Genomic DNA, 20,833 nt, shown 5'->3' with positions numbered 1-20,833 from the left:
TATTACTCCATCATCTTCTCAATTGGCAGAACCAGAATCGAACTCGCGCCCAGTTCCTTCAGTTTTTCCATCGTTTCCCAGAACAGGGTTTCGCTACTCACCATGTGCATGGCGACGCGCTGTTGATCACCCGCCAGCGGCAGAATGGTTGGTCGTTCGGCACCTGGCAGCAGGGCGATGACATCATCCAGACGCTCGGTTGGTGCATGCATCATGATGTATTTCGATTCACGCGCCTGAATTACGCCCTGAATACGGGTCAGTAGCTTGTCGATTAGTTGCTGTTTGGATTCTTCCATTTCACCATCGCGCTGGATCAGGCAGGCTTTCGAGCGGTAGATAACTTCCACTTCGCGCAGGCCGTTGGCCTCCAGGGTGGCACCGGTGGAAACCAGATCGCAAATCGCATCCGCCAGTCCGGCGCGCGGGGCAACTTCGACAGAACCGTTCAATAAGCAGGATTTGAAAGAGATACCTTTCTGGTCGAGATAACGCTTGAGCAAGTGAGGATAAGAGGTGGCGATACGTTTACCGTTTAAGGAGAGCGGGCCGTCCCAGGCTTCATCAACGGGCGTTGCCAGTGAAAGGCGACAGCCACCGAAATCAAGACGGCGCAGGGTAAAGTAGCGCGGATCTTCACCCTGGGCGCGGCGGTTGAGCAACTCTTCTTCCAGTACGTTCTCACCGATGATCCCGAGGTCTACCACGCCATCCATTACCAGACCGGGAATGTCGTCGTCACGCACGCGCAGAATATCAATCGGCATGTTTTCTGCCATCGCGATCAGGCGCTGGGTGTGAAGATTAATTTTAATGCCGCAGCGCGCCAGCAATTCGCGAGAATCATCACTTAAACGGCCGGATTTTTGCATAGCTATGCGTAAACGAGTGTTGTCTGTCATTTTCTTATTCCTCTTTTAACCTGTCTGAATCGTTATCAACCGCGCAATAAAAAAGCCCCCGGAAGGTGATCTTCCGGGGGCTTTCTCATGCGTTCATGCACCACTGGAAGATCTGAATGTCTTCCAGCACACATCGCCTGAAAGACTAGTCAGGATGATGGTGATGATGGTGGTGTTTAAATTGAACGCGTGTCATAAAAATCTCTGTGAATGTTTATTCAACTGATGCCTTTTAACCTAAACCACTTTCACGATAGAAAGCAAGGGCTTTTTTATATATTTTGCGGCGATAGATTTGTTTAATGAATGAGCAGGGAAAGAAGGGCGCTAAGAGTGACTACGTTAAAAAAAGTAATCGTGAAAACATGTTTTAAAACCCTCAAGAACATTGTGTTCTGTAACTAAAGTGGCCTTTGTTCATGCCGGATGCGGCGTGAACGCCTTATCTGGCCTACAAATGTTGCCTAAATTCAATATATTGGTGTTTTTGTAGGCCTGATAAGCGGAGCGCATCAGGCAATTGTACATTTGCTAACAGATTCGATTCATTCATAGAATGAATTGTCAGTTTTGATACGCTGGCGTAGCCTTATAGATCTAAGGTGTATCAGGAGAAAACGGATGAAAAAGGTCGCAATTGTCGGGTTAGGGTGGTTAGGTATGCCGCTGGCGATGTCACTTTCAGCGCGGGGCTGGCAAGTCACCGGGAGTAAAACCACACAAGATGGCGTCGAAGCGGCCCGAATGAGTGGGATTGATAGCTATACGCTTCGCATGGAACCCGAGTTAGTTTGCGATTCTGACGATCTGGATGCCCTGATGGATGCTGATGCGTTGGTCATTACGCTTCCGGCGCGGCGCAGCGGTCCTGGCGACGAGTTCTATTTGCAGGCAGTGCAAGAGCTGGTAGACAGCGCGCTGGCTCACCATATTCCCCGCATTATTTTCACCAGTTCAACCTCTGTCTATGGCGATGCGCAAGGCATAGTAAAAGAAACCACACCACGCAATCCCGTGACCAACAGTGGACGAGTGTTAAAAGAACTCGAAGACTGGCTGCACAATTTACCTGGTACTTCGGTCGATATTTTGCGTCTTGCTGGCCTGGTGGGGCCGGGGCGTCATCCAGGGCGCTTCTTTGCCGGAAAAACTGCGCCAGACGGTGAACATGGTGTCAATTTAGTTCACCTGGAAGATGTTATTGGTGCTATCACTCTGTTGTTACAGGCACCTAAAGGCGGACACATCTATAATATATGTGCGCCAGCTCACCCTGCGCGTAATGTTTTCTATCCGCAGATGGCCCGTTTACTGGGGCTGGAACCTCCGCAGTTCAGAAACAGCCTGGACAGCGGCAAAGGTAAAATTATTGATGGCAGCCGGATCTGTAATGAATTGGGATTTGAATACCAGTATCCCGATCCACTGGTAATGCCGCTGGAGTAAAGCATCACGCCAGCAGAATGCCGCATACACCGCAAGGGGGCGTGTATGAAACCACTGCTGGATGTGTTGATGATCCTCGATGCCTTAGAAAAAGAGGGCAGTTTTGCGGCGGCGTCAGCCAAACTGTACAAGACGCCGTCTGCGCTGAGTTACACCGTTCATAAGCTGGAAAGTGATCTTAATATTCAATTGCTTGATCGCAGCGGTCACCGCGCTAAATTCACCCGCACCGGAAAAATGTTATTAGAGAAAGGGCGGGAAATTCTTCACACTGTTCATGAGCTGGAAAAACAGGCAATAAAACTTCACGAAGGCTGGGAGAACGAGCTGATTATCGGGGTTGATGACACCTTTCCTTTTTCTCTGCTTGCGCCGCTAATTGAACTCTTTTATCAACATCACAGTGTAACGCGGTTGAAATTTATCAATGGTGTGCTCGGTGGTTCCTGGGAGGCGCTGACCCAGGGCCGGGCAGATATTATTGTCGGCGCTATGCACGAGCCGCCATCTTCCAGCGAATTTGGTTTTTCTCGTCTGGGTGATCTGGAGCAAGTGTTCGTTGTGGCACCCCATCATCCGTTAGCGCTGGAAGAAGAACCGTTAAATCGACGAATCATTAAACGATATCGGGCGATAGTCGTCGGTGACACTGCGCAGGCAGCCGCGTCTACAGCTTCACAAATACTTGATGAACAAGAAGCTATTACCGTATTTGATTTTAAAACCAAGCTGGAGCTGCAAATCAGTGGTCTTGGTTGTGGTTATTTACCCCGTTATCTGGCGCAACGCTTTCTTGATAGTGGTGCGTTAATCGAGAAGAAAGTGGTCGCGCAAACCCTCTTTGAACCTGTCTGGATTGGCTGGAACGAACAAACCGCAGGGCTTGCCAGTGCGTGGTGGCGAGACGAGATTTTAGCAAATAGTGCTATCGCCGGTGTTTATGCAAAATCTGGTGACGGAAAATCAGCCATTTAAATAAAAAATCATCTGTCAAGCCCCTCATTCTCTTGTCATTTACCCCCCATTTAGGCACAATGCGCCGCTGTCAAAAAATGACTAAAAACCGACGTTTTATCCGCGTCGGTTATTTTTTGCTTCAAACCAATCATTCATACCAAGAGGCCGGGCTTCGTACCGGATAGATATTTACTAAAAATCGACAGTTGTTGTCGCTGAGGAATCCAAAAAAATGGGGCAATTTTTTGCTTACGCGACGGTTATCACCGTAAAGGAGAATAACCATGTCGCATAACGTTACTCCAAACACCTCTCGCGTGGAATTGCGTAAAACGCTTACGTTAGTTCCGGTTGTAATGATGGGTCTTGCCTATATGCAGCCGATGACGCTGTTTGATACTTTTGGTATCGTTTCAGGCCTCACGGATGGTCATGTGCCGACAGCCTATGCGTTCGCATTGATTGCGATCCTGTTCACGGCTCTGAGCTACGGGAAGTTGGTTCGCCGCTATCCTTCTGCTGGCTCTGCGTACACTTACGCCCAGAAATCTATTAGCCCGACCGTTGGCTTTATGGTGGGTTGGTCTTCTCTGCTCGACTATCTGTTCGCGCCGATGATCAACATCCTGTTGGCGAAAATCTATTTTGAAGCTCTGGTGCCTTCCATCCCATCGTGGATGTTTGTGGTGGCGCTGGTGGCCTTTATGACTGCCTTTAACCTGCGTAGCCTGAAATCCGTAGCGAACTTCAACACCGTCATTGTGGTGTTGCAGATTGTGCTGATCGCGGTGATTCTGGGCATGGTGGTCTACGGCGTATTTGAAGGTGAAGGCGCTGGTACGCTGGCGAGCACCCGTCCGTTCTGGTCTGGCGATGCGCATGTCATCCCGATGATTACCGGTGCGACGATCCTGTGCTTCTCCTTTACCGGTTTTGACGGCATCAGCAACCTGTCGGAAGAAACCAAAGATGCAGAGCGCGTGATCCCGCGTGCGATTTTCCTGACCGCGCTGATTGGCGGTATGATCTTCATCTTTGCGACCTACTTCCTGCAACTGTACTTCCCGGATATCTCTCGCTTTAAAGATCCGGATGCGTCACAGCCTGAAATCATGCTGTATGTTGCGGGTAAAGCGTTCCAGGTTGGCGCGCTGATCTTCTCCACCATTACCGTACTGGCGTCTGGTATGGCGGCGCACGCAGGCGTAGCGCGTCTGATGTACGTGATGGGGCGTGACGGCGTGTTCCCGAAAAGTTTCTTCGGTTATGTACACCCGAAATGGCGTACTCCGGCGATGAACATCATCCTGGTTGGTGCGATTGCTCTGCTGGCAATCAACTTTGACCTGGTAATGGCAACGGCGCTGATTAACTTTGGTGCGCTGGTGGCGTTCACCTTCGTTAACCTGTCGGTTATCTCGCAGTTCTGGATCCGTGAGAAGCGTAACAAGACGCTGAAAGATCACTTCCAGTATCTGTTCCTGCCGATGTGTGGTGCGCTGACCGTTGGTGCGCTGTGGGTTAACCTGGAAGAAAGCTCGATGGTTCTGGGGCTGATCTGGGCGGCTATCGGTCTGATTTACCTGGCTTGCGTAACTAAGAGCTTCCGCAACCCGGTTCCGCAGTACGAAGACGTTGCATAATTTTATAAAACCGGATGGTGTCATCATCCGGTAAGTCTCAAAAAGCCGGAGTTTAACGCTCCGGCTTTTTTGTATCAGACGATCTCTTCCGCGTACTGCCAAAGCGCCTTTAACAGTGCCACTTTCTCTTTATCATCGGCATATTGCTGCGCCAGCATCTGCAGTTCATCAGCATAGCCTTGCAAAAACTCTGGAGTGAAGACCTGACGGCGATGCTCCAGCCAGCGTTGCTGTTCGGCGTAATCTAACGTGCCTGGGAAGTTACGCGCCCGATAATTGAACAACAGCTTCTCTATGCGTTTATCGACAAAGGTGATATCCAGTGCCGGTAAGTTACGTGGCTCGGTTTCCAGCACAATTTTCATTGCCGCGCGATCGGCGTCACTGAAAAAGCCATTATAAAGCTGGGCATCCACGTTATCTGAAGGCATAAACGGTTCGGCTTCAGCAAATATTGCCACCACTTTTTCGCGCACTTGCGGGTTTTCACGCAAAATTTTCAGGTTATCAAGGCAATGCTGACGATTAATTCCCAGACGGTCGGCATCCTCCGGGCGAAGTGTATTCGCCTGTGCCAGCACCGGACATTTATTAATATGCACCAGCTTAACCGGGACTGCGGCGTTATTGCCCAGATCGGCTTTTGCGGTATACAGACGCTCGCGCAGCATGTCGCTATCCAGTTCCAGTAATGGCGAAATATCTCCAGCTAAATCCACCATAATCACGGCATTGCGATTTTCAGGATGCCACGCCAGCGGCGCAACCCAACTGGTATTGCCGCGCCACGCACCAAACATGCCGGAAACGTGCACCAGTGGTTTCATCTGTGGCACATCAATCAATGCCATCAGTTTGTGCTTATTACGATGGGTAAAGAGATAATCAAACAGGCGTGGCTGACGCGTTTTCACCAGCTTCGCCATCGCGATAGTGGCGTATACATCGGCCATCGCATCGTGGGCGTTGCTATGCTCTATACCATTCGCTTTGGTTAAATGTTCAAGACGAAAACTCGGTAGACCGTCATCATTTTCAGGCCAGTTGATCCCCTCCGGACGTAGGGCATAACAGGCACGCATGACGTCCAGCAGATCCCAGCGAGAGTTATCATGCTGCCAGCTCCAGGCATAGGGATCGTAGAAATTACGATAAAAAACATTGCGCGTGACTTCGTCGTCGAAACGCACATTGTTGTAACCAAGAATGCAGGTTTTCGGTACGGTAAAAAGCGAGTGGATGCGGGCGGCAAAGGCGGCTTCGTTTTCTCCTTTCGCCCGTGCTTCCTGCGGTGTGATGCCGGTGATTAACACCGCCCCTGGTTGAGGTAAATAATCATCAGCAGGTTTGCAGTAAAAGACTTCTGGTTCGCCAATGATATTGAATTCGCTATCGGTGCGAATGGCGGCAAACTGCGCAGGGCGATCTAACGCGGGGTGCGTGCCAAAGGTTTCGTAATCGTGAAACAAAAAGGTAGATTGTTGCTTACCGTCATTCATCATTAGGTTAAATCCGTTATTTCTGCTGTATGCCAGAGTACCAAATATCACAACGCTAATCAGCTTTAGAGCGACAATTTGGCAGCGTGTGGAAACAGATAATGTCAGATTAAAATGAGATAAATGTCACATTTTCTTGCACTTTATTCCAGCCAGCTCATCAGGATTTCCGTAAAAAGAACAGCTATTTGAAACTCCTGAGGATTTGCTGTTGAAACGCCGTCTTGTTATTGCTGCTTCTTTGTTCGTTTTTAATTTATCGTCTGCTTTTGCAGCAGAAAATATTCCTTTTTCACCCCAGCCTCCAGAAATTCATGCGGGGTCATGGGTATTGATGGATTACACAACCGGACAGATCCTCACGGCGGGTAATGAGCATCAACAACGTAATCCTGCCAGCCTGACTAAGCTGATGACTGGCTATGTCGTTGATCGTGCTATCGATAGTCATCGCATTACACCAGACGATATTGTCACTGTGGGGCGTGATGCGTGGGCAAAAGATAACCCGGTATTTGTCGGTTCTTCACTGATGTTTTTGAAAGAGGGGGATCGCGTATCGGTACGTGATTTAAGCCGTGGATTAATTGTCGACTCCGGCAATGATGCTTGTGTTGCGCTGGCTGATTATATTGCTGGTGGGCAACGGCAGTTTGTTGAAATGATGAACAATTACGCCGAGAAGTTGCATCTAAAGGATACGCATTTTGAAACGGTACATGGTCTGGATGCGCCGGGTCAGCATAGTTCAGCCTACGATTTAGCCGTACTTTCGCGCGCCATCATTCATGGTGAACCTGAGTTTTATCATATGTACAGTGAGAAAAGCCTCACCTGGAACGGCATCACCCAGCAAAACCGTAACGGCTTATTATGGGATAAAACCATGAATGTCGATGGCCTGAAAACCGGACATACTTCCGGGGCCGGGTTTAATCTCATTGCTTCGGCTGTGGATGGTCAGCGTCGACTCATTGCGGTGGTGATGGGGGCTGAAAGCGCAAAAGGTCGTGAAGAAGAGGCGAGAAAGCTACTGCGTTGGGGACAACAGAACTTTACTACGGTGCAAATTTTACATCGTGGGAAAAAGATTGGCACAGAACGCATCTGGTATGGCGATAAAGAAAAGATTGCGCTTGGAACCGAACAAGAGTTCTGGATGGTGCTGCCAAAAGCGGAGATTCCGAATATCAAAGCAAAATACACCCTTAATGATAAAGAACTGACCGCGCCAATTAATGCCCATCAGCAGGTTGGGGAAATTGAACTTTACGATCGGGATAAACAGGTAGCGCACTGGCCGCTGGTCACCCTGGAATCCGTCAGTGAAGGCGGCATGTTTTCCCGGTTGAGCGATTATTTCCACCATAAGGCCTGACCTTTCTTTTGCAGCAGACTGGCAGGAGTGCGAGTCTGCTCGCATAATCAACACTCACTCCTTGTGGTTTTTATATTGCAAATGTACTGTACATAAAACCAGTATTAATGGAGGCATCATGAACTACGAGATTAAACAGGAAGATAAACGTACCGTTGCAGGTTTCCATCTCGTTGGCCCGTGGGAACAGACGGTAAAGCAAGGTTTTGAGCAGTTGATGATGTGGGTAGACGACAAAAATATCGTGCCAAAGGAGTGGGTAGCGGTCTATTACGATAATCCAGACGAAACACCCGCCGAAAAGTTACGTTGTGACACCGTCGTCTCGGTGGCAGATGACTTCACGCTCCCCGAAAACAGTGAGGGCGTTATCCTGACGGAAATTTCTGGAGGTCAGTATGCGGTGGCGGTTGCACGCGTAGTGGGTGATGACTTTGCTAAACCCTGGTATCAGTTCTTTAATACTCTCTTGCAGGACAGCGCTTACGAAATGTTGCCAAAGCCCTGCTTTGAGGTTTATCTGAACAATGGTGCGGAAGAGGGGTATTGGGATATCGAAATGTATGTTGCGGTGCAGCCTAAACAGCGCTGATAAGTGGCACTGGATCAGAGGATAACCCGATTGCTACGCTGTTTTTCGTTATGTAAAAGAGTAAGATTCGTCTGCAGTTTTCTGACAACCAAACCGGGAACGTCTGCTACTCCCGGTTTGCCGGACAGATTTGTTACATAGCGTTATCGTTCCCGGACTGCCAGATTGCATTATGACCGTTTTTTCTCTTATTCCACGGAGTGCTCGCGTGCGTGCCGATAAGTCCTTAAGCCCGTTTGAAATTCGAGTGTACCGCCATTACCGCATTGTGCATGGTACGCGAGTTGCGCTGGCGTTCTTGCTCACCTTTCTCATCATTCGCTTGTTTACCATCCCGGAAAGCACCTGGCCGCTGGTCACTATGGTGGTGATCATGGGGCCAATTTCGTTCTGGGGCAACGTTGTCCCTCGCGCCTTTGAACGTATTGGCGGTACTGTGTTGGGTTCGATATTAGGTCTTATCGCTCTGCAACTGGAGTTAATCTCTTTACCGTTGATGTTAGTCTGGTGTGCTGCAGCCATGTTCCTTTGCGGTTGGCTGGCGCTGGGTAAGAAGCCATATCAAGGTTTATTGATTGGTGTGACGCTGGCAATTGTTGTTGGCTCGCCAACCGGTGAAATTGATACTGCATTATGGCGAAGCGGCGATGTGATCCTCGGCTCTTTACTGGCAATGTTGTTTACCGGCATCTGGCCGCAACGTGCTTTTATCCACTGGCGCATTCAACTGGCGAAAAGTCTCACTGAATATAATCGCGTCTATCAGTCAGCGTTCTCACCGAACTTACTCGAACGTCCACGTCTGGAAAAACATCTGCAAAAACTCCTGACCGATGCCGTGAAAATGCGTGGGCTGATTGCGCCCGCCAGCAAAGAAACCCGTATCCCAAAATCGATATATGAAGGGATCCAGACAATTAACCGTAATCTGGTTTGTATGCTGGAACTGCAAATCAATGCTTACTGGGCCACGCGCCCCAGCCATTTCGTGTTATTGAACGCGCAAAAACTGCGCGATACACAGCACATGATGCAGCAAATCGTGTTGAGCCTTGTTCATGCCCTGTACGAAGGTAATCCGCAGCCGGTTTTTGCTAATACGGAAAAATTGAACGATGCTGTGGAAGAGCTGCGTCAGTTGCTCGATAACCACCATGATCTCAAGGTCGTTGAGACCCCGATTTATGGCTATGTGTGGCTTAACATGGAAACGGCGCATCAACTGGAGTTGTTGTCAAATCTGATTTGCCGGGCCTTGCGCAAATAATTCCCGATCTTCAGAATCATCTTGCTGCTTCGATTCAGCAAAGATAAAGGGTATGATAGTGAAAAGGGATAAAAGCATTGTCATCTGCGGCAGCTATGAGTAATGTTGGCCCTAACGAATAGCGGCTGCTTAAACGAATCCGACTCTCACATTATCAGGGGTATAAAAATGGAAACTACCAAGCCTTCATTCCAGGACGTACTGGAATTTGTTCGCCTGTTCCGTCGTAAGAACAAACTGCAACGTGAAATCCAGGACGTTGAGAAAAAGATCCGTGACAACCAGAAACGCGTTCTGCTGCTGGACAACCTGAGCGATTACATCAAACCGGGTATGAGCGTCGAAGCAATTCAGGGCATCATCGCCAGCATGAAAGGCGACTATGAAGATCGCGTTGATGATTACATCATCAAAAATGCTGAGCTTTCCAAAGAACGCCGCGATATTTCCAAAAAGCTGAAAGCTATGGGTGAAATGAAAAACGGCGAAGCGAAGTAATTTCTGCTTTATTCAATGAGGGTTGCCCGGCAACCCTCATTGTTCATGATTCCTTTCTCTGTGTCACAAGTCATCATTCCCATCTGATAACATATTGAAATGTCGAAATTAACGACAGCTTTCTTCTGTATGCAACAAGGTAAAAAGTTCTGCAACCCCGATGTTATTTATCGCGCTGGTTACTAATACGTTGCGTGCCCCAGCTTCCCGTAACCAGCATTTCACCAAAGATATTTGTTCTACGCTGGCTAAATCCGCTTTGGTTACTACCCCAATGACCGGGCGATTCATCGATGTAGTAAAGCCTGGCGAAAAAGGGGACCACGGTGCGTTCGCATTAAGTACCAGTGCGATAATGTCCGCTTCGCAGGCACAGACCAGCAGTGCGCTGTAAAGGCTGCGGTTTTCGAGGTATTCCCCGGGTGTGTCAATGGTGGCCGGTGACCAGACGATTGCCTGCGTCTTCTGATACTGAATATTCTCTCCGCGCAGGCATTGTGTGAGAGACGTTTTTCCGCACTGACTGGGGCCGATGAGCATCATCCGTTGCATAGTGTCAGGTCCGTGTAATGGAACAGGCGGTAAAGTGCATCATTTCGCCCAGCGTGCGTGTAACCTGGCTAAGTGCATATTCGATAGCAGAAACATCGCCAGCCAGAACTACCGCGCCGGTAAAACGATCAAGAAAACCAATCTCTACAGCGCCTGATTTTGTGGCGATATCACACGCGATGATAGATGCTTCGCTGGGGGTAATCGTCAGAATGCCAATGGCAGAAACGGTGTCTGGTAAACCTAATTTCTTAAACAGATCCTTTCCGGGATTCGCAATCACATGCGCCAGTGTGACCTGTTTACCGGGAACATATTCCTGAATCATCCGTTCAGTCGTGTGTTGAGTTGACATTATCCCTCCACCATCTGACGCCACATGGCTTCATGCGGACGGGCAATCACCGAACGATAGACCAACAAACCTTTTTCCCCCGCGCGCTCGCTGGCGACAGAGACCGCGTTATTAACATCAGAAATATCGCCTGCCACTACCATGTAGCATTTACCGCCAATACCGAAGGCCATATGCACCCGCACGAGCGTGACGTTTGCCGCTTTCACTGCACAATCGGCAGCGTCAATGCAGGCTGCTACACTCCAGGTTTCTACTACACCGACAGCCCGTCGCTGGTCAACATGGTTCAGACTGCTGATTGCAGACAGGATAGTGGGATGAATATTAGGAAGAACCAGACTGTCGACCAGCATTTCACCAGCAAGGGCCGTGCCATTATCGATGGCCTGTTGCACCGCACCGACATCGCCACCGAGCATCAGCAGAAATTTACCGGGGCATAGCGTTTTGCTGACCAGTAACTCAACGTTGGCGCTTTTCAGCATGGCATCGCCGGTTTCCATCCCTTTCGCGATACTGCTAAGTTCTAAAATACCTACCGCTTTTGACATGGTTAACCTCTCACAACCGTAATCGCGTTTTCTGTCACATCACTGATCGTGCCATCAATACTGGCATGAATGGGGGCACCTAATGTGCCGTGTGGAATTTGGCCTACACATTGCCCACGAACGACACGATCGCCTTTTTGGACACACGCAATTGCGCTGGCTCCGATGTGCTGGCGTAACAATAGCGTCACTTTTTCGGGCTGTGGCACGTGTTCAGACCATGGCGCATCCTGATACCACGGTGCTAATCCCAGTCTGGTTACCAGCCGTTTTACGGGAATCAGTCGATAATTTGCCATGACATCCGCAGGGTTTAAGGTGCCTTCGTAGCGGAGATTTTTAGCGCGTAATTCCTGCTTAAGCAGGCGATTTATGCGCATTGGTGAAATACCTACCGGGCAGGCGACGCTGGCACAGACGTTGCACTCCGAACAGGTGAGTGCTGTCAGTAACAGTTGCGGTGTAGCGAGCTGTTGGTAGTTAACCGCACGTACTAACAAATGTGGTGACAGTTCGTGACCGATTAAATGACGTGGACAGAGATCGGTACATAAGCGGCATTGTTCACAAACGGTTTTCGCGACGGCAAGTACGTTGCGATCATCCTGCATTCGACGTTGGATCAGTGAATGAGAGTTGGGTAAGACCAGCAAGCCGCCGGTGGTTTTGCTGACTGGCGTATCGAGCGATGGGATCAAACTCCCCATCATCGGCCCGCCATTGATAAAACCGGGATTATCTACCGTAGCGCCTCCCGCCAGCGCCAGTACCTCGCGTAAAGACATTCCGATGGGAACGGTCACTGTTACTGGTTTAGCAACTGCACCATTAACGGTTAACGTGCGGCGCGTTACCGGATACTGTTGCTCAACGGCTCTGGCAATATTCAGCACGGTCTGGACGTTATTCACCACCACGCCGACGCTAACGGGCAACGCGGCGGGTGGAACGCGACGACCTGTTGCCATCCAGATGGTCAGCACCTCATCCCCAGCGGGATAAACGTCGGGCAAAATATGCAGGCGGATATCCGTTGGAAGTAATGGTGTAAGTGCTTTTATTGCGGGTTGATACTTCTCTTTCAGCGCGATGATTCCGCTAGCAGCCCCGGTGGCTTTCATCGCATAGTGAACACCGCGCAGCAGGCGGCTGGCTTGTTGTGCCATTAACTGCTGGTCCACTTTCAACATTGGTTCGCATTCCGCGGCATTTACCAGGAAAGTGTCAACACACGCCTGCAGCTTGATATGTGTTGGAAAGCCTGCGCCGCCAGCACCCACAACCCCGGCTGCCTGAACTCGCTCACGGATCGTCTGACTGTCACAGGACGTTAACTCGACGTTCATAACAACTCCTCAAGCAGTTCCTCAATAGCGGAGGCATCAGCCGCTCGTGGGTTGGTACGCAATGTTGCATCCGCCAGCACGGCCTGAACCATATCTGGAAGACGTGCTGACCATTCTGCTTTTTTTTCTTTCAGTGCATTAGCGAGAGTCGGTATTGCACAGGCTTTTTTAAGCTGTTCAATATGTTGAATGAGTGCATTCAGGCTGGCGGTGTCATTGGCGTTATCAGGGCATAAATGACACGTTTTTGCCAGCCGGACGTAGCGTTTGGCGGCGCGCGGATCGCCAGCATTAAAGCGGATAACCGCCGTGAGCAGGAGAGCATTCGCCAGGCCGTGTGGCAGATGAAACTGCCCGCCGAGTTGATGGGCAATTGCATGATTTAACCCAAGCCCAGCCTGGCTAAAGGCCATTCCGGCAAGCGTCGAGGCATTATGCATTTTGCCGCGAGTAGCAAGACAATCGCCTTTATTCACTGCTGTAGGCAGGTAGTGAAAAACAATTTGCACGGCTTTTTCGACCAGAGCATCCGAGAAATCACTGGCGCGTGGAGAAACATAGGCTTCTAGCGCATGGGTTAAAACATCCATTCCGGTATTGGCAGTTATCGCGGGAGGCACGCTGACGACCAGCGAGGGATCGAGGACTGCAATATCCGGATAAAGTGCATTATCGAAAAGGGGATATTTAATCCCTTTCTCTGGATCGCTGATGACACAGGCGCTGGTCACTTCTGAGCCGGTGCCGCTGGTGGTGGGAATGGCTACGCAGGTGTCAATCTCAATAGCACACTGGCGACTAAACCAGACAATCGCTTTTGCGGCGTCCAGCGCAGAGCCGCCGCCAAAACCGATAACCACATCCGGGCGTAAAGTCTGCATTTGTGCAATGCCTTTTACCACGGTCTGGATAGTTGGGTCGGGTGTTATTTCGCTAAAAATACTGAGGCGGTTGCTGTCAGGCAGCGCCTGGCGCAACGTGTCAATCAGTGGTGAGCGTGCCAGAAAGGCGTCGCAAATAATCCAGATGTGCTTATTGGTGAAACGGCTAAGCACTTTAAGACTTCCTGGTCCGCTGTATAAACGCGTCTGCAGTGAAAAAGTATTCATTTCCGTTTCTCTAGCGAATGGAAAAACCAGTGGTCAACACGCAGCGTCGTGAGCGGGCAAAAGTCCGTGCTGACGTTGTCCCCTCTCCGGTCGGTGTAGCAATGGTGAAGGTCGTAAAGCCTTCACCGCCGACGCCAATGCCTGCCCAGGAGGGGCCGTTTTTGACAAAGATGGAGGTTTGCATAACGCGCGCGGCAAGGTTGAGCCGAGAGACATTCTGCGAGTGCATAATTGCCGTGTGGTGCAAGCTGTCTTCCACTTTCAGCGCCAGGGTGAGGGCGCTATCAAAATCATTAACTTTTACAATGGGCAACATTGGCATCAGTTGTTCGCAGGTAACCCAGCTATCATCGGCGTCGACAATAGCAATTAGTAATCGAGGGGCTTTCTGCGGTAAAGGAATTCCCGCTGCTTCCAGCATGGCTGAAGGACTTTTACCCACCAGCTTTTTGTTGGCAACATTGCCAGGAAGGCAAATAGCACGCAATTGGTCAGTTTGTTCCCGGTTAAGAAGAAAAGCGCCAAAACTTTGCATCTGTTGGATTAGGTAATCTGCTACTGATTCAACGACTATCAGGCTTTTTTCAGCGATACACGGCAGGTTGTAATCGAATGAAGCGCCGTTGATGATGTCTTCGGCGGCTTTCACAATATCCGCCGTTTCATCGACGATGCAGGGCGGGTTACCCGCACCGGCACCAATCACTTTCTTGCCACTTTTCATCCCCATCGCGACGATACCTGGACCGCCAGTAATTGCCAGAACGACGATTTTAGGGTGCGTCATCATCTGTTCGGTGGCGGCAAAGGTTGGTTCAGACACGGTAACGATAAGGTTATGAATGCCACTACAGCGAAACGCGATGTCTTCGATTATGGCGATCAGTTTCAGCGATACGTTTTTGGCTCCCGGGTGAGGACTGAAACAGACACTATTGCCTGCAGCCAACATGCTGATGCTGTTGTTAATGATGGTTTCCGTTGGATTGGTACTTGGCGTGACTGAGCCAATAACCCCAAACGGAGAGTATTCAAATAAAACCATGCCACCATCACCGGTTAGCGCAGTGGTGGTTAAGTCTTCAATTCCAGGTGTGTTATCGAGAGCCGCTTTGTTTTTTAGATACTTATCTTCTTTATTTCCCATCCCCGTTTCGATAGCGCTCTCTTCTGCCAGTTCGGTAAGGCGGGGGGATAATTCTTCGCGAATGGCGTTGATAATGGCACTGCGGGTTTTAAGTGGGCACTGTTGAAAGCGCAAAAAGGCCTGGTGTGCAGCGCAGACGGCGTCATCGACAGTCTGGAAAATACCATTTCTTTGCGTTTGTGACGCAGTGGGCATCATTTGTTCGCGCAGGATATTGCGGATAGTCGTTTCTAATTCAGTGGTATTCATAGGTTTGCTCCTGCGTTAATTGCTGCCATTGCGGTTTGTGCAATATCCATGTCTTGTTCAACGCTACCGCCGCTGATACCAAGCCCTCCAAGCAATATTCCGTCACGCCAGAGGGGGAAACCGCCACCAAAAGTGACAACTTTGCCTTGCATATGGCTTTCGAGTCCGTAAAGCGGCGCTCCGGGTTGCACGGCGTCAGCAAGCTTGTGTGTTGCCGTTTTCATCGCCACGGCGGTCCAGGCTTTTTTCGGTGCCAGTTCACTGCTAACCAGCAGCGCATCAGGCATCCGCCAGGTAACGCTTTCCGTACCGTTGGCATCAACGATGCTAATGACTACGGGAATATGCAGTTCATCTGCGCGCATTGCCGCGCTACGAATGAGCTGATGAAGATCCTGAAAAGTGAGCGGCATCGTGCGTTCCTTCAATGCTGGAGTGTGGTTAGCTTCGTGATAACGTTTTGTTATTTCCTGAATCATCAGGTTCTGATGAGCAACATTGTCTTCCACGCGGGCGAGGGCATACAGGCAATCGGAAAGCCGGTTGATGTAGTGCAGTAAAACATGGCGAACGGTGGCTTCCGTTGTCAGTTCAACCAGACGTCTTTCGGCCCTGCGAGCCACTGTGCGGGCGAAATGCATGCGGCTTGCGGCTTCACAACGACCAGGTAGAATGAAGCTGCGAACTGGAGGAACCGCGTTCATTGCACTGTCGATCGCTTTTTCCAGCGCGGCGATTTCTTCCGTACTGATGTAACGTTGCTGCGCTGATGGCTGTTCGCTTTCACTGGCGAGCTCGGCACTAAACCAGAATATCTGTTGCTGAATGGCTTCCAGTAAGATGCGATGACTTTCGATGGTGGTGGCGCAATAACACAGACTGAGTGTCGCGTTCAGTTCATCCAGCGTGCCATAGGCTTCGACACGTAGATGAGTTTTGCTGACACGTTGCCCGGTAAATAGGGACGTATTTCCTGAATCGCCTGTTCTGGTATAAATCGCCATCTTTCAACTCCTTAGCGCGAAAGCGTATCGACAATGCCAACCACTGCCAGGTCGATGGCTTCGTTAGGTCCGGAAAACACATGTCTGGCGCTGGAACCGCTGCTGAGGAGTACCAACTCACCGACGCCAGCACCGACTGAATCAACGGCAACTTCGTCACCGGTTAATGGCGTGAGAGGCAGTTCACCGTCAGCGCTGACCCGGCGAACCAACAGCAGTTTTTTCCCGACCAGAGAAGGTGATTTTTGCGTGGATACCACCGCGCCAGTGACTCGAGCCAGATGCATGGGTTACTCCTGCCTGATTAACTGAATGTTTCGGGTAATTGCCGCTTCACGCGCAAGAGCGGTCACACAACATTTCCGTTGCAGCACCAGTATTCCCGTGCATAACTGCGCTATGTCGACATAACTTAAAAGTCGACCACGATGAAGGTAGACCGGTTGCCCTTGTTCGTCGCACCAGGTTAACGGTAGACGGGCGAGTGACTTTAATTTGATGGCGTTCAGAAAATGATTCTGCAACGACAATTGAATGTGCATTCCCCAGGCTAACGCCTCGTGAATGTGGATTGCTGCACGATCTGACGTTTCGTTTTCCGCGAGTTGTCGCAACAACGGCAGATCGACATATTGAATTTGTAACGATGCATACTGATGAACTATCTCGTGAACGCTGGCTTCTCGCAGTTGCGAAACAGTTAGCGCGAGTGTTTTTCCCGCACGCTGTTTCAGGCGAAAAATCACTTCGTCAACAATGTGTTGCATCAGCACGTTATTCATGGCACCGACACCAGCGTGGCAAAAACGTCAGGATTATCAGCGCCTGCGGCGTTGGCTTCGTCGGTATCTATATGCATTTCAAGACGCATATCCGGTGAGACGCGAACGGCAACGTTATCGAATATCAGTCGTCGCTCATCCCCTTCAATGGCGACCGCCACCTTATCACCATGTGTAACGCCATAAATCAGGGCATCAAGCGGAGACATATGAATATGCCGTTGCGCGACAATAACGCCAGAAGCGATTTCCAGCTCTGCAAAAGGGCTTATCAGACGAATTCCCGGTGTGTCGCTGAGATCGCCAGACATGCGTAGCGGAGCGGCGATCCCTAACGTTCTGGCGTCAGTCCGGGAAATCTCCACCTGACTTGAGTTACGTAATGGCCCCAACAAGCGAACGTTGTGTAATTTGCCTTTTGGTCCCACCAGCGTAACAACCTGTTCAGCAGCGAACTGACCAGGTTGTAATAACGACTTTTTCTCGCTGATCGGTTGTTCAGGAAAAAGGCGCACATAATCCGCCGTTGAAAGATGAATGTGACGACTGGAGACGCCCAGAGGGATAGGGCGCTCGCGCATCTCATCCAGGACCAGGCTAACAGCCTCCTGCAAGGTTTGTTTATCCATTACTACCCCCCTCGCTTATCGGAATGCAGGCAAAGTGAACGGGGTTCACCTTTTTGCCGTTGGCACGCCGGGTCAAGACACAAATTACAACTGATAATTTCTGCGGCGACTGTTGTTGCAGGTGTTTCGCTTGCTTCGACTGTCGCATCCAATGCTTCTGTTGTGCGGGGCAGTATTCCTTCTCCAGGTCGGGCAATCACTTTGTGCGCGACAAGACCATTTCGCTGTCTGGCGAAACTGACGCCTGTTGCGATCGCTGCATTAATCGAGGCGACGTCACCGATAATTTTGATGAGAGTCCAGCCCGAACCATTGGTCTTCTCAAGGCCAACCAGCGTGATGGACGCGGCCTTAGCCATAGCGTCCGCGCAACTGATGGCGAGTGCCAGACCACTGACTTCAAGTAATCCCAGTGATTGCTTCACGCTGTGCTCCTTAGCGAATGGGGTTATGCAGATTTAGGTAAAATGGCCTCAACATCGCTGTGCGGTCGTGGAATGACATGGCAGGATTTCACTTTACCAACGGCGCTTGCTGCTGCGCTCCCCGCATCAACGGCGGCTTTTACTGCGCCGACATCGCCGCGGACCATCACCGTAATCAGACCCGAACCAATCTTTTCATAGCCAACCAGTTGCACGTTGGCGGATTTAACCATGGCATCCGCGGCTTCAATTGCGCCAACTAACCCTTTTGTTTCAACCAGTCCTAGTGCGTTATTCATACAGCATTTCTCCTGTGGATTATGGGTGGTATTCCCTGAAGGGAATGCCTTTGACCAGGCGGGCGGCGTTATTGCCGATGCTACGCCGGGCATAGTTATCTTGTTGATACATCAGCGTAAACAACGGTGCTGATGCCGGTAAATTTTTGTAATGTACAATTAGTTTTTCCCGGTCGCAGGCTATGCCAACCAACAGGGGGGACTGACGAGCGGCCTGCCAGGCGCTATCGATCACCTCACCTGACGGGATTTGTTGAATGCTAAAGGGGATCCCCTCTTCTTCAATACCGAAAAGCACCTCATCCCATGCGTTGGTGTAAGCACCGATTACCATGACGACAATGGCGGGGGCTCGTCCTTTACTTTCCATAAGCCGACTCCTTGCGCCAGGCGATGAGTAGCCCGGTAGCTACCGCATTGCGCGGTCCTTCGTTGCCACGGATATTCCCCCGCCCGGCGACCAGTCGATAATGCGCCAACGCATCGGTGACTAACTGTGGTACTTCAAAATCCAGCGAAGAGCCGCCCACCAGCACGACGAATGGAATGTTGCGAATATTTCCACCTGGGCTTACCTGACGTAACGCACGCAGAGCGTTTGTTACGAAGACGCGCTCTTTCGCACTGCGACGAACGGCACGCACTTTTTCCAGTGTTAAATCGCCGGGAATCGGCACCAGCTCGTCGGGTTTCACCACACAAACGCGGGCAAAGACATGAGGGGATAGCGGAGTAGGGAAGAACTGAACGCTGCCGTCTTCATGGCGTAAATGGAACAGGCTTTCTACTTTTGCCAACGGGTACTTTTTGATTTCTTCAGCCAGATAACGATCATTTAAGCCCAGTTCTCGGGCGATAATCATCGTCACCATGTCGCCTGCTCCTGCAAGGTGAGTGGCAATCATTTCCCCTTTCTGATTGATGATGGAGGCATCGGTAGAACCGGCGCCTAAGTCCAGAATTGCCAGAGGGCGCGTTGTCCCCGGGGTAGTTAATGCTCCCTGAATTGCGGCTTCTGCTTCTGCGCCTCCGACCTGAACATCAATATGCAGTTTTTGCTTAATTTCACTGGCGATCATCGCCATTTGCAGGCGGTCTGATTTCACCATTGAGGCGATACCCACTGCCTGTTCCAGTGAAAATTCTCCAGCCAGACCACCGGTTACGCTGACCGGAACAGACGTATCTATCGCCAGCAAATCCTGAATAAAAATTTCGTGGCTGGGTTTATTGGTCAGCACCGCCATGGTCTGGCGAACATGTTCCAGCATTCCGCCGATGTTGGTACCCGGTTCGCCCGTCACGTTCTCCAGTTTTGGGCACTCACCGACCGCTTTCATAATGGTGTCGGCACCTGCGGCAACATCGACCCGCATTGTGCGCCCGGCAGAAAGCAGCTCAATGTTTCCGGCGGGTATCGAACGAGCTTTAACGTCACCAGACGGTGTTTTCACTACTACTGCTGAACGGTTGCCGATAAGCGCTCGTGCCACAGGAACAATGTTTTGAGTCTCTTCAGCATTGAGGGCAAAAACAGTGGCAATCCCATACGGGTTAGACAGGGTTTCGATAACTTTCCCGGGAACGGCAACTTCAATCGCGGCCAGCATACCGAGTGGAATACGCTCGATATAGAGGACTTCATCAACAATGGGTAAAGGGATTTCCAGTCGGTTACTGACCAGCACGCCATCATCGCGTTGCAGAATTACGCCAGTCAGTTGATATCCGGCACGCACGGAGGCGTTTATCATGGTCGCGATATCGGCAAAATCAAATGCCGATGACACGACCAGGATGTATGGTGCTTCCGCCGGGCGTGTTAACAACTCTTGCGGAGTGATGGTGAGTCCCACTCCCAGACCTACTCCGCCTGGCGTTTTCGGGTTGTGGCCGATCATGGTTGATTCGGTGATGATGGTTTCCGTAATGGTTTCCATCGCTACATCACCAATGACCGGAGTTGCTTCGTTGATACGAATAAGCGAAATATCGCTGACAGTGATACCGACTTTTTTCGTTGCCTGTGCGAGCGCCTCCTGAATACCATGTACGTTACGCAACGTACCTTTGATTCCGGTGGTTTCTGCCAGAGCGCTGCTCACGAACGACAATTCTCCAGACGCACTGAGCGTTGCCAGCGCAACCTCTGTCGATGAATTGCCGATATCAATGCCTGCTATATAGCGCATAGTTCGTC

The 20,833-nt window shown here is 50.5% G+C and carries 25 protein-coding genes and 1 other annotated feature; of the genes, 8 read left to right on the top strand and 17 right to left on the bottom strand.

Going from position 1 to position 20,833, the window contains the following annotated elements; translation table 11 throughout:
* Nucleotides 1–2: 2 nt before the first annotated feature.
* Nucleotides 3–902, bottom strand: a complete 900-nt coding sequence (gene hisG / locus A1WG_RS20625) for an ATP phosphoribosyltransferase (protein WP_000131781.1) — start codon at nucleotides 900–902, stop codon at nucleotides 3–5.
* A 46-nt stretch (nucleotides 903–948) separates the two neighbouring features.
* Nucleotides 949–1,072 (bottom strand) — a sequence feature (His leader region).
* Entirely contained in the window at nucleotides 1,048–1,098 is a 51-nt protein-coding gene (gene hisL, locus A1WG_RS22725; protein ID WP_001364200.1) for a his operon leader peptide, read from the bottom strand. It overlaps the preceding feature by 25 nt.
* Before the next feature lie 425 nt (nucleotides 1,099–1,523).
* Between hisL and A1WG_RS20630 the strand changes: the two genes are divergently transcribed.
* From A1WG_RS20630 to plaP, 4 genes are all read left to right on the top strand, one after another.
* Entirely contained in the window at nucleotides 1,524–2,348 is an 825-nt protein-coding gene (locus tag A1WG_RS20630; RefSeq protein WP_001516607.1) for an SDR family oxidoreductase, read from the top strand.
* A gap of 45 nt (nucleotides 2,349–2,393) precedes the next feature.
* Nucleotides 2,394–3,323, top strand: a complete 930-nt coding sequence (locus tag A1WG_RS20635) for a LysR substrate-binding domain-containing protein (RefSeq protein ID WP_000803328.1) — start codon at nucleotides 2,394–2,396, stop codon at nucleotides 3,321–3,323.
* Between the two features lie 214 nt (nucleotides 3,324–3,537).
* Nucleotides 3,538–3,600 (top strand): membrane protein YoeI, encoded by a 63-nt coding sequence (yoeI, locus tag A1WG_RS24435; protein WP_097433929.1) that lies wholly within the window; start codon nucleotides 3,538–3,540, stop codon nucleotides 3,598–3,600.
* Nucleotides 3,590–4,948: a putrescine/proton symporter PlaP gene (gene plaP, locus A1WG_RS20640; protein WP_000019194.1), complete on the top strand. Its 1,359-nt coding sequence runs from the start codon at nucleotides 3,590–3,592 to the stop codon at nucleotides 4,946–4,948. The genes yoeI and plaP overlap by 11 nt, the downstream gene beginning before the upstream one ends.
* A 74-nt stretch (nucleotides 4,949–5,022) precedes the next feature.
* Here plaP and sbcB read toward each other — a convergent pair whose 3' ends face one another.
* Entirely contained in the window at nucleotides 5,023–6,450 is a 1,428-nt protein-coding gene (sbcB, locus tag A1WG_RS20645) for an exodeoxyribonuclease I (RefSeq protein WP_001516606.1), read from the bottom strand.
* Nucleotides 6,451–6,658: 208 nt separating this feature from the next.
* On the opposite strand from sbcB, the gene dacD reads away from it, so the two are divergent.
* From dacD to A1WG_RS20665, 4 genes are all read left to right on the top strand, one after another.
* Complete coding sequence (dacD, locus tag A1WG_RS20650; protein ID WP_001516605.1) at nucleotides 6,659–7,825, top strand: serine-type D-Ala-D-Ala carboxypeptidase DacD; 1,167 nt, start codon at nucleotides 6,659–6,661, stop codon at nucleotides 7,823–7,825.
* A gap of 118 nt (nucleotides 7,826–7,943) precedes the next feature.
* Nucleotides 7,944–8,417 carry a DNA gyrase inhibitor SbmC gene (gene sbmC / locus A1WG_RS20655; RefSeq protein ID WP_001105399.1) on the top strand — a complete coding sequence of 158 codons (474 nt, stop codon included), beginning with the start codon at nucleotides 7,944–7,946 and terminating at the stop codon, nucleotides 8,415–8,417.
* A 208-nt stretch (nucleotides 8,418–8,625) separates the two neighbouring features.
* Entirely contained in the window at nucleotides 8,626–9,684 is a 1,059-nt protein-coding gene (locus tag A1WG_RS20660) for an FUSC family protein (RefSeq protein ID WP_001516604.1), read from the top strand.
* Nucleotides 9,685–9,852: 168 nt separating this feature from the next.
* Nucleotides 9,853–10,182, top strand: coding sequence for a DUF496 family protein (locus A1WG_RS20665; protein WP_000450409.1), 330 nt, complete (start codon nucleotides 9,853–9,855; stop codon nucleotides 10,180–10,182).
* A gap of 108 nt (nucleotides 10,183–10,290) precedes the next feature.
* On the opposite strand, the gene A1WG_RS20670 is transcribed toward A1WG_RS20665, so the two are convergent.
* Genes A1WG_RS20670 through A1WG_RS20735 form a run of 14 tightly spaced genes read right to left on the bottom strand, consistent with a single transcriptional unit; the run spans nucleotide 10,291 to nucleotide 20,825 of the window.
* Nucleotides 10,291–10,734: a EutP/PduV family microcompartment system protein gene (locus tag A1WG_RS20670; RefSeq protein ID WP_001516603.1), complete on the bottom strand. Its 444-nt coding sequence runs from the start codon at nucleotides 10,732–10,734 to the stop codon at nucleotides 10,291–10,293.
* A 4-nt stretch (nucleotides 10,735–10,738) separates the two neighbouring features.
* A complete protein-coding gene (gene pduU, locus A1WG_RS20675) occupies nucleotides 10,739–11,089 on the bottom strand; it encodes a propanediol utilization microcompartment protein PduU (RefSeq protein ID WP_001516602.1) in 351 nt (116 codons plus the stop codon).
* Complete coding sequence (gene pduT / locus A1WG_RS20680; RefSeq protein WP_001516601.1) at nucleotides 11,089–11,643, bottom strand: propanediol utilization microcompartment protein PduT; 555 nt, start codon at nucleotides 11,641–11,643, stop codon at nucleotides 11,089–11,091. Before pduT ends, pduU begins: the two co-directional genes overlap by 1 nt.
* Nucleotides 11,644–11,645: 2 nt before the next feature.
* Nucleotides 11,646–12,989, bottom strand: coding sequence for a 4Fe-4S dicluster domain-containing protein (locus A1WG_RS20685; protein ID WP_001516600.1), 1,344 nt, complete (start codon nucleotides 12,987–12,989; stop codon nucleotides 11,646–11,648).
* Nucleotides 12,986–14,098, bottom strand: a complete 1,113-nt coding sequence (locus A1WG_RS20690; RefSeq protein ID WP_001516599.1) for a 1-propanol dehydrogenase PduQ — start codon at nucleotides 14,096–14,098, stop codon at nucleotides 12,986–12,988. The genes A1WG_RS20685 and A1WG_RS20690 overlap by 4 nt, the downstream gene beginning before the upstream one ends.
* 10 nt (nucleotides 14,099–14,108) lie before the next feature.
* Nucleotides 14,109–15,494: a CoA-acylating propionaldehyde dehydrogenase PduP gene (gene pduP / locus A1WG_RS20695; protein ID WP_001516598.1), complete on the bottom strand. Its 1,386-nt coding sequence runs from the start codon at nucleotides 15,492–15,494 to the stop codon at nucleotides 14,109–14,111.
* Nucleotides 15,491–16,498: a two-domain cob(I)yrinic acid a,c-diamide adenosyltransferase PduO gene (pduO, locus tag A1WG_RS20700; protein ID WP_001516597.1), complete on the bottom strand. Its 1,008-nt coding sequence runs from the start codon at nucleotides 16,496–16,498 to the stop codon at nucleotides 15,491–15,493. Before pduO ends, pduP begins: the two co-directional genes overlap by 4 nt.
* 11 nt (nucleotides 16,499–16,509) lie before the next feature.
* A complete protein-coding gene (locus A1WG_RS20705; RefSeq protein WP_000549830.1) occupies nucleotides 16,510–16,785 on the bottom strand; it encodes a EutN/CcmL family microcompartment protein in 276 nt (91 codons plus the stop codon).
* A 3-nt stretch (nucleotides 16,786–16,788) separates the two neighbouring features.
* Entirely contained in the window at nucleotides 16,789–17,280 is a 492-nt protein-coding gene (gene pduM / locus A1WG_RS20710; protein ID WP_001516596.1) for a microcompartment protein PduM, read from the bottom strand.
* Nucleotides 17,277–17,909: a phosphate propanoyltransferase gene (locus A1WG_RS20715; protein WP_000361033.1), complete on the bottom strand. Its 633-nt coding sequence runs from the start codon at nucleotides 17,907–17,909 to the stop codon at nucleotides 17,277–17,279. The genes pduM and A1WG_RS20715 overlap by 4 nt, the downstream gene beginning before the upstream one ends.
* A gap of 2 nt (nucleotides 17,910–17,911) precedes the next feature.
* The gene (locus A1WG_RS20720) at nucleotides 17,912–18,334 is read right to left on the bottom strand and encodes a BMC domain-containing protein (RefSeq protein WP_001516595.1); all 423 of its coding nucleotides are present in this window, start codon (nucleotides 18,332–18,334) and stop codon (nucleotides 17,912–17,914) included.
* Between the two features lie 23 nt (nucleotides 18,335–18,357).
* The gene (gene pduJ, locus A1WG_RS20725) at nucleotides 18,358–18,633 is read right to left on the bottom strand and encodes a propanediol utilization microcompartment protein PduJ (protein ID WP_001516594.1); all 276 of its coding nucleotides are present in this window, start codon (nucleotides 18,631–18,633) and stop codon (nucleotides 18,358–18,360) included.
* Nucleotides 18,634–18,652: 19 nt separating this feature from the next.
* A complete protein-coding gene (locus tag A1WG_RS20730) occupies nucleotides 18,653–19,003 on the bottom strand; it encodes a glycerol dehydratase reactivase beta/small subunit family protein (protein ID WP_000444065.1) in 351 nt (116 codons plus the stop codon).
* A complete protein-coding gene (locus tag A1WG_RS20735) occupies nucleotides 18,993–20,825 on the bottom strand; it encodes a diol dehydratase reactivase subunit alpha (protein ID WP_001516593.1) in 1,833 nt (610 codons plus the stop codon). The genes A1WG_RS20730 and A1WG_RS20735 overlap by 11 nt, the downstream gene beginning before the upstream one ends.
* Nucleotides 20,826–20,833: the final 8 nt, after the last annotated feature.

Source organism: Escherichia sp. KTE96, from assembly GCF_000408525.1.
In the GTDB taxonomy this organism is placed as follows: domain Bacteria; phylum Pseudomonadota; class Gammaproteobacteria; order Enterobacterales; family Enterobacteriaceae; genus Escherichia; species Escherichia marmotae.
Note: the sequence above shows the minus strand (reverse complement) of the source record. Positions and strands in the feature narration are given on the sequence as shown.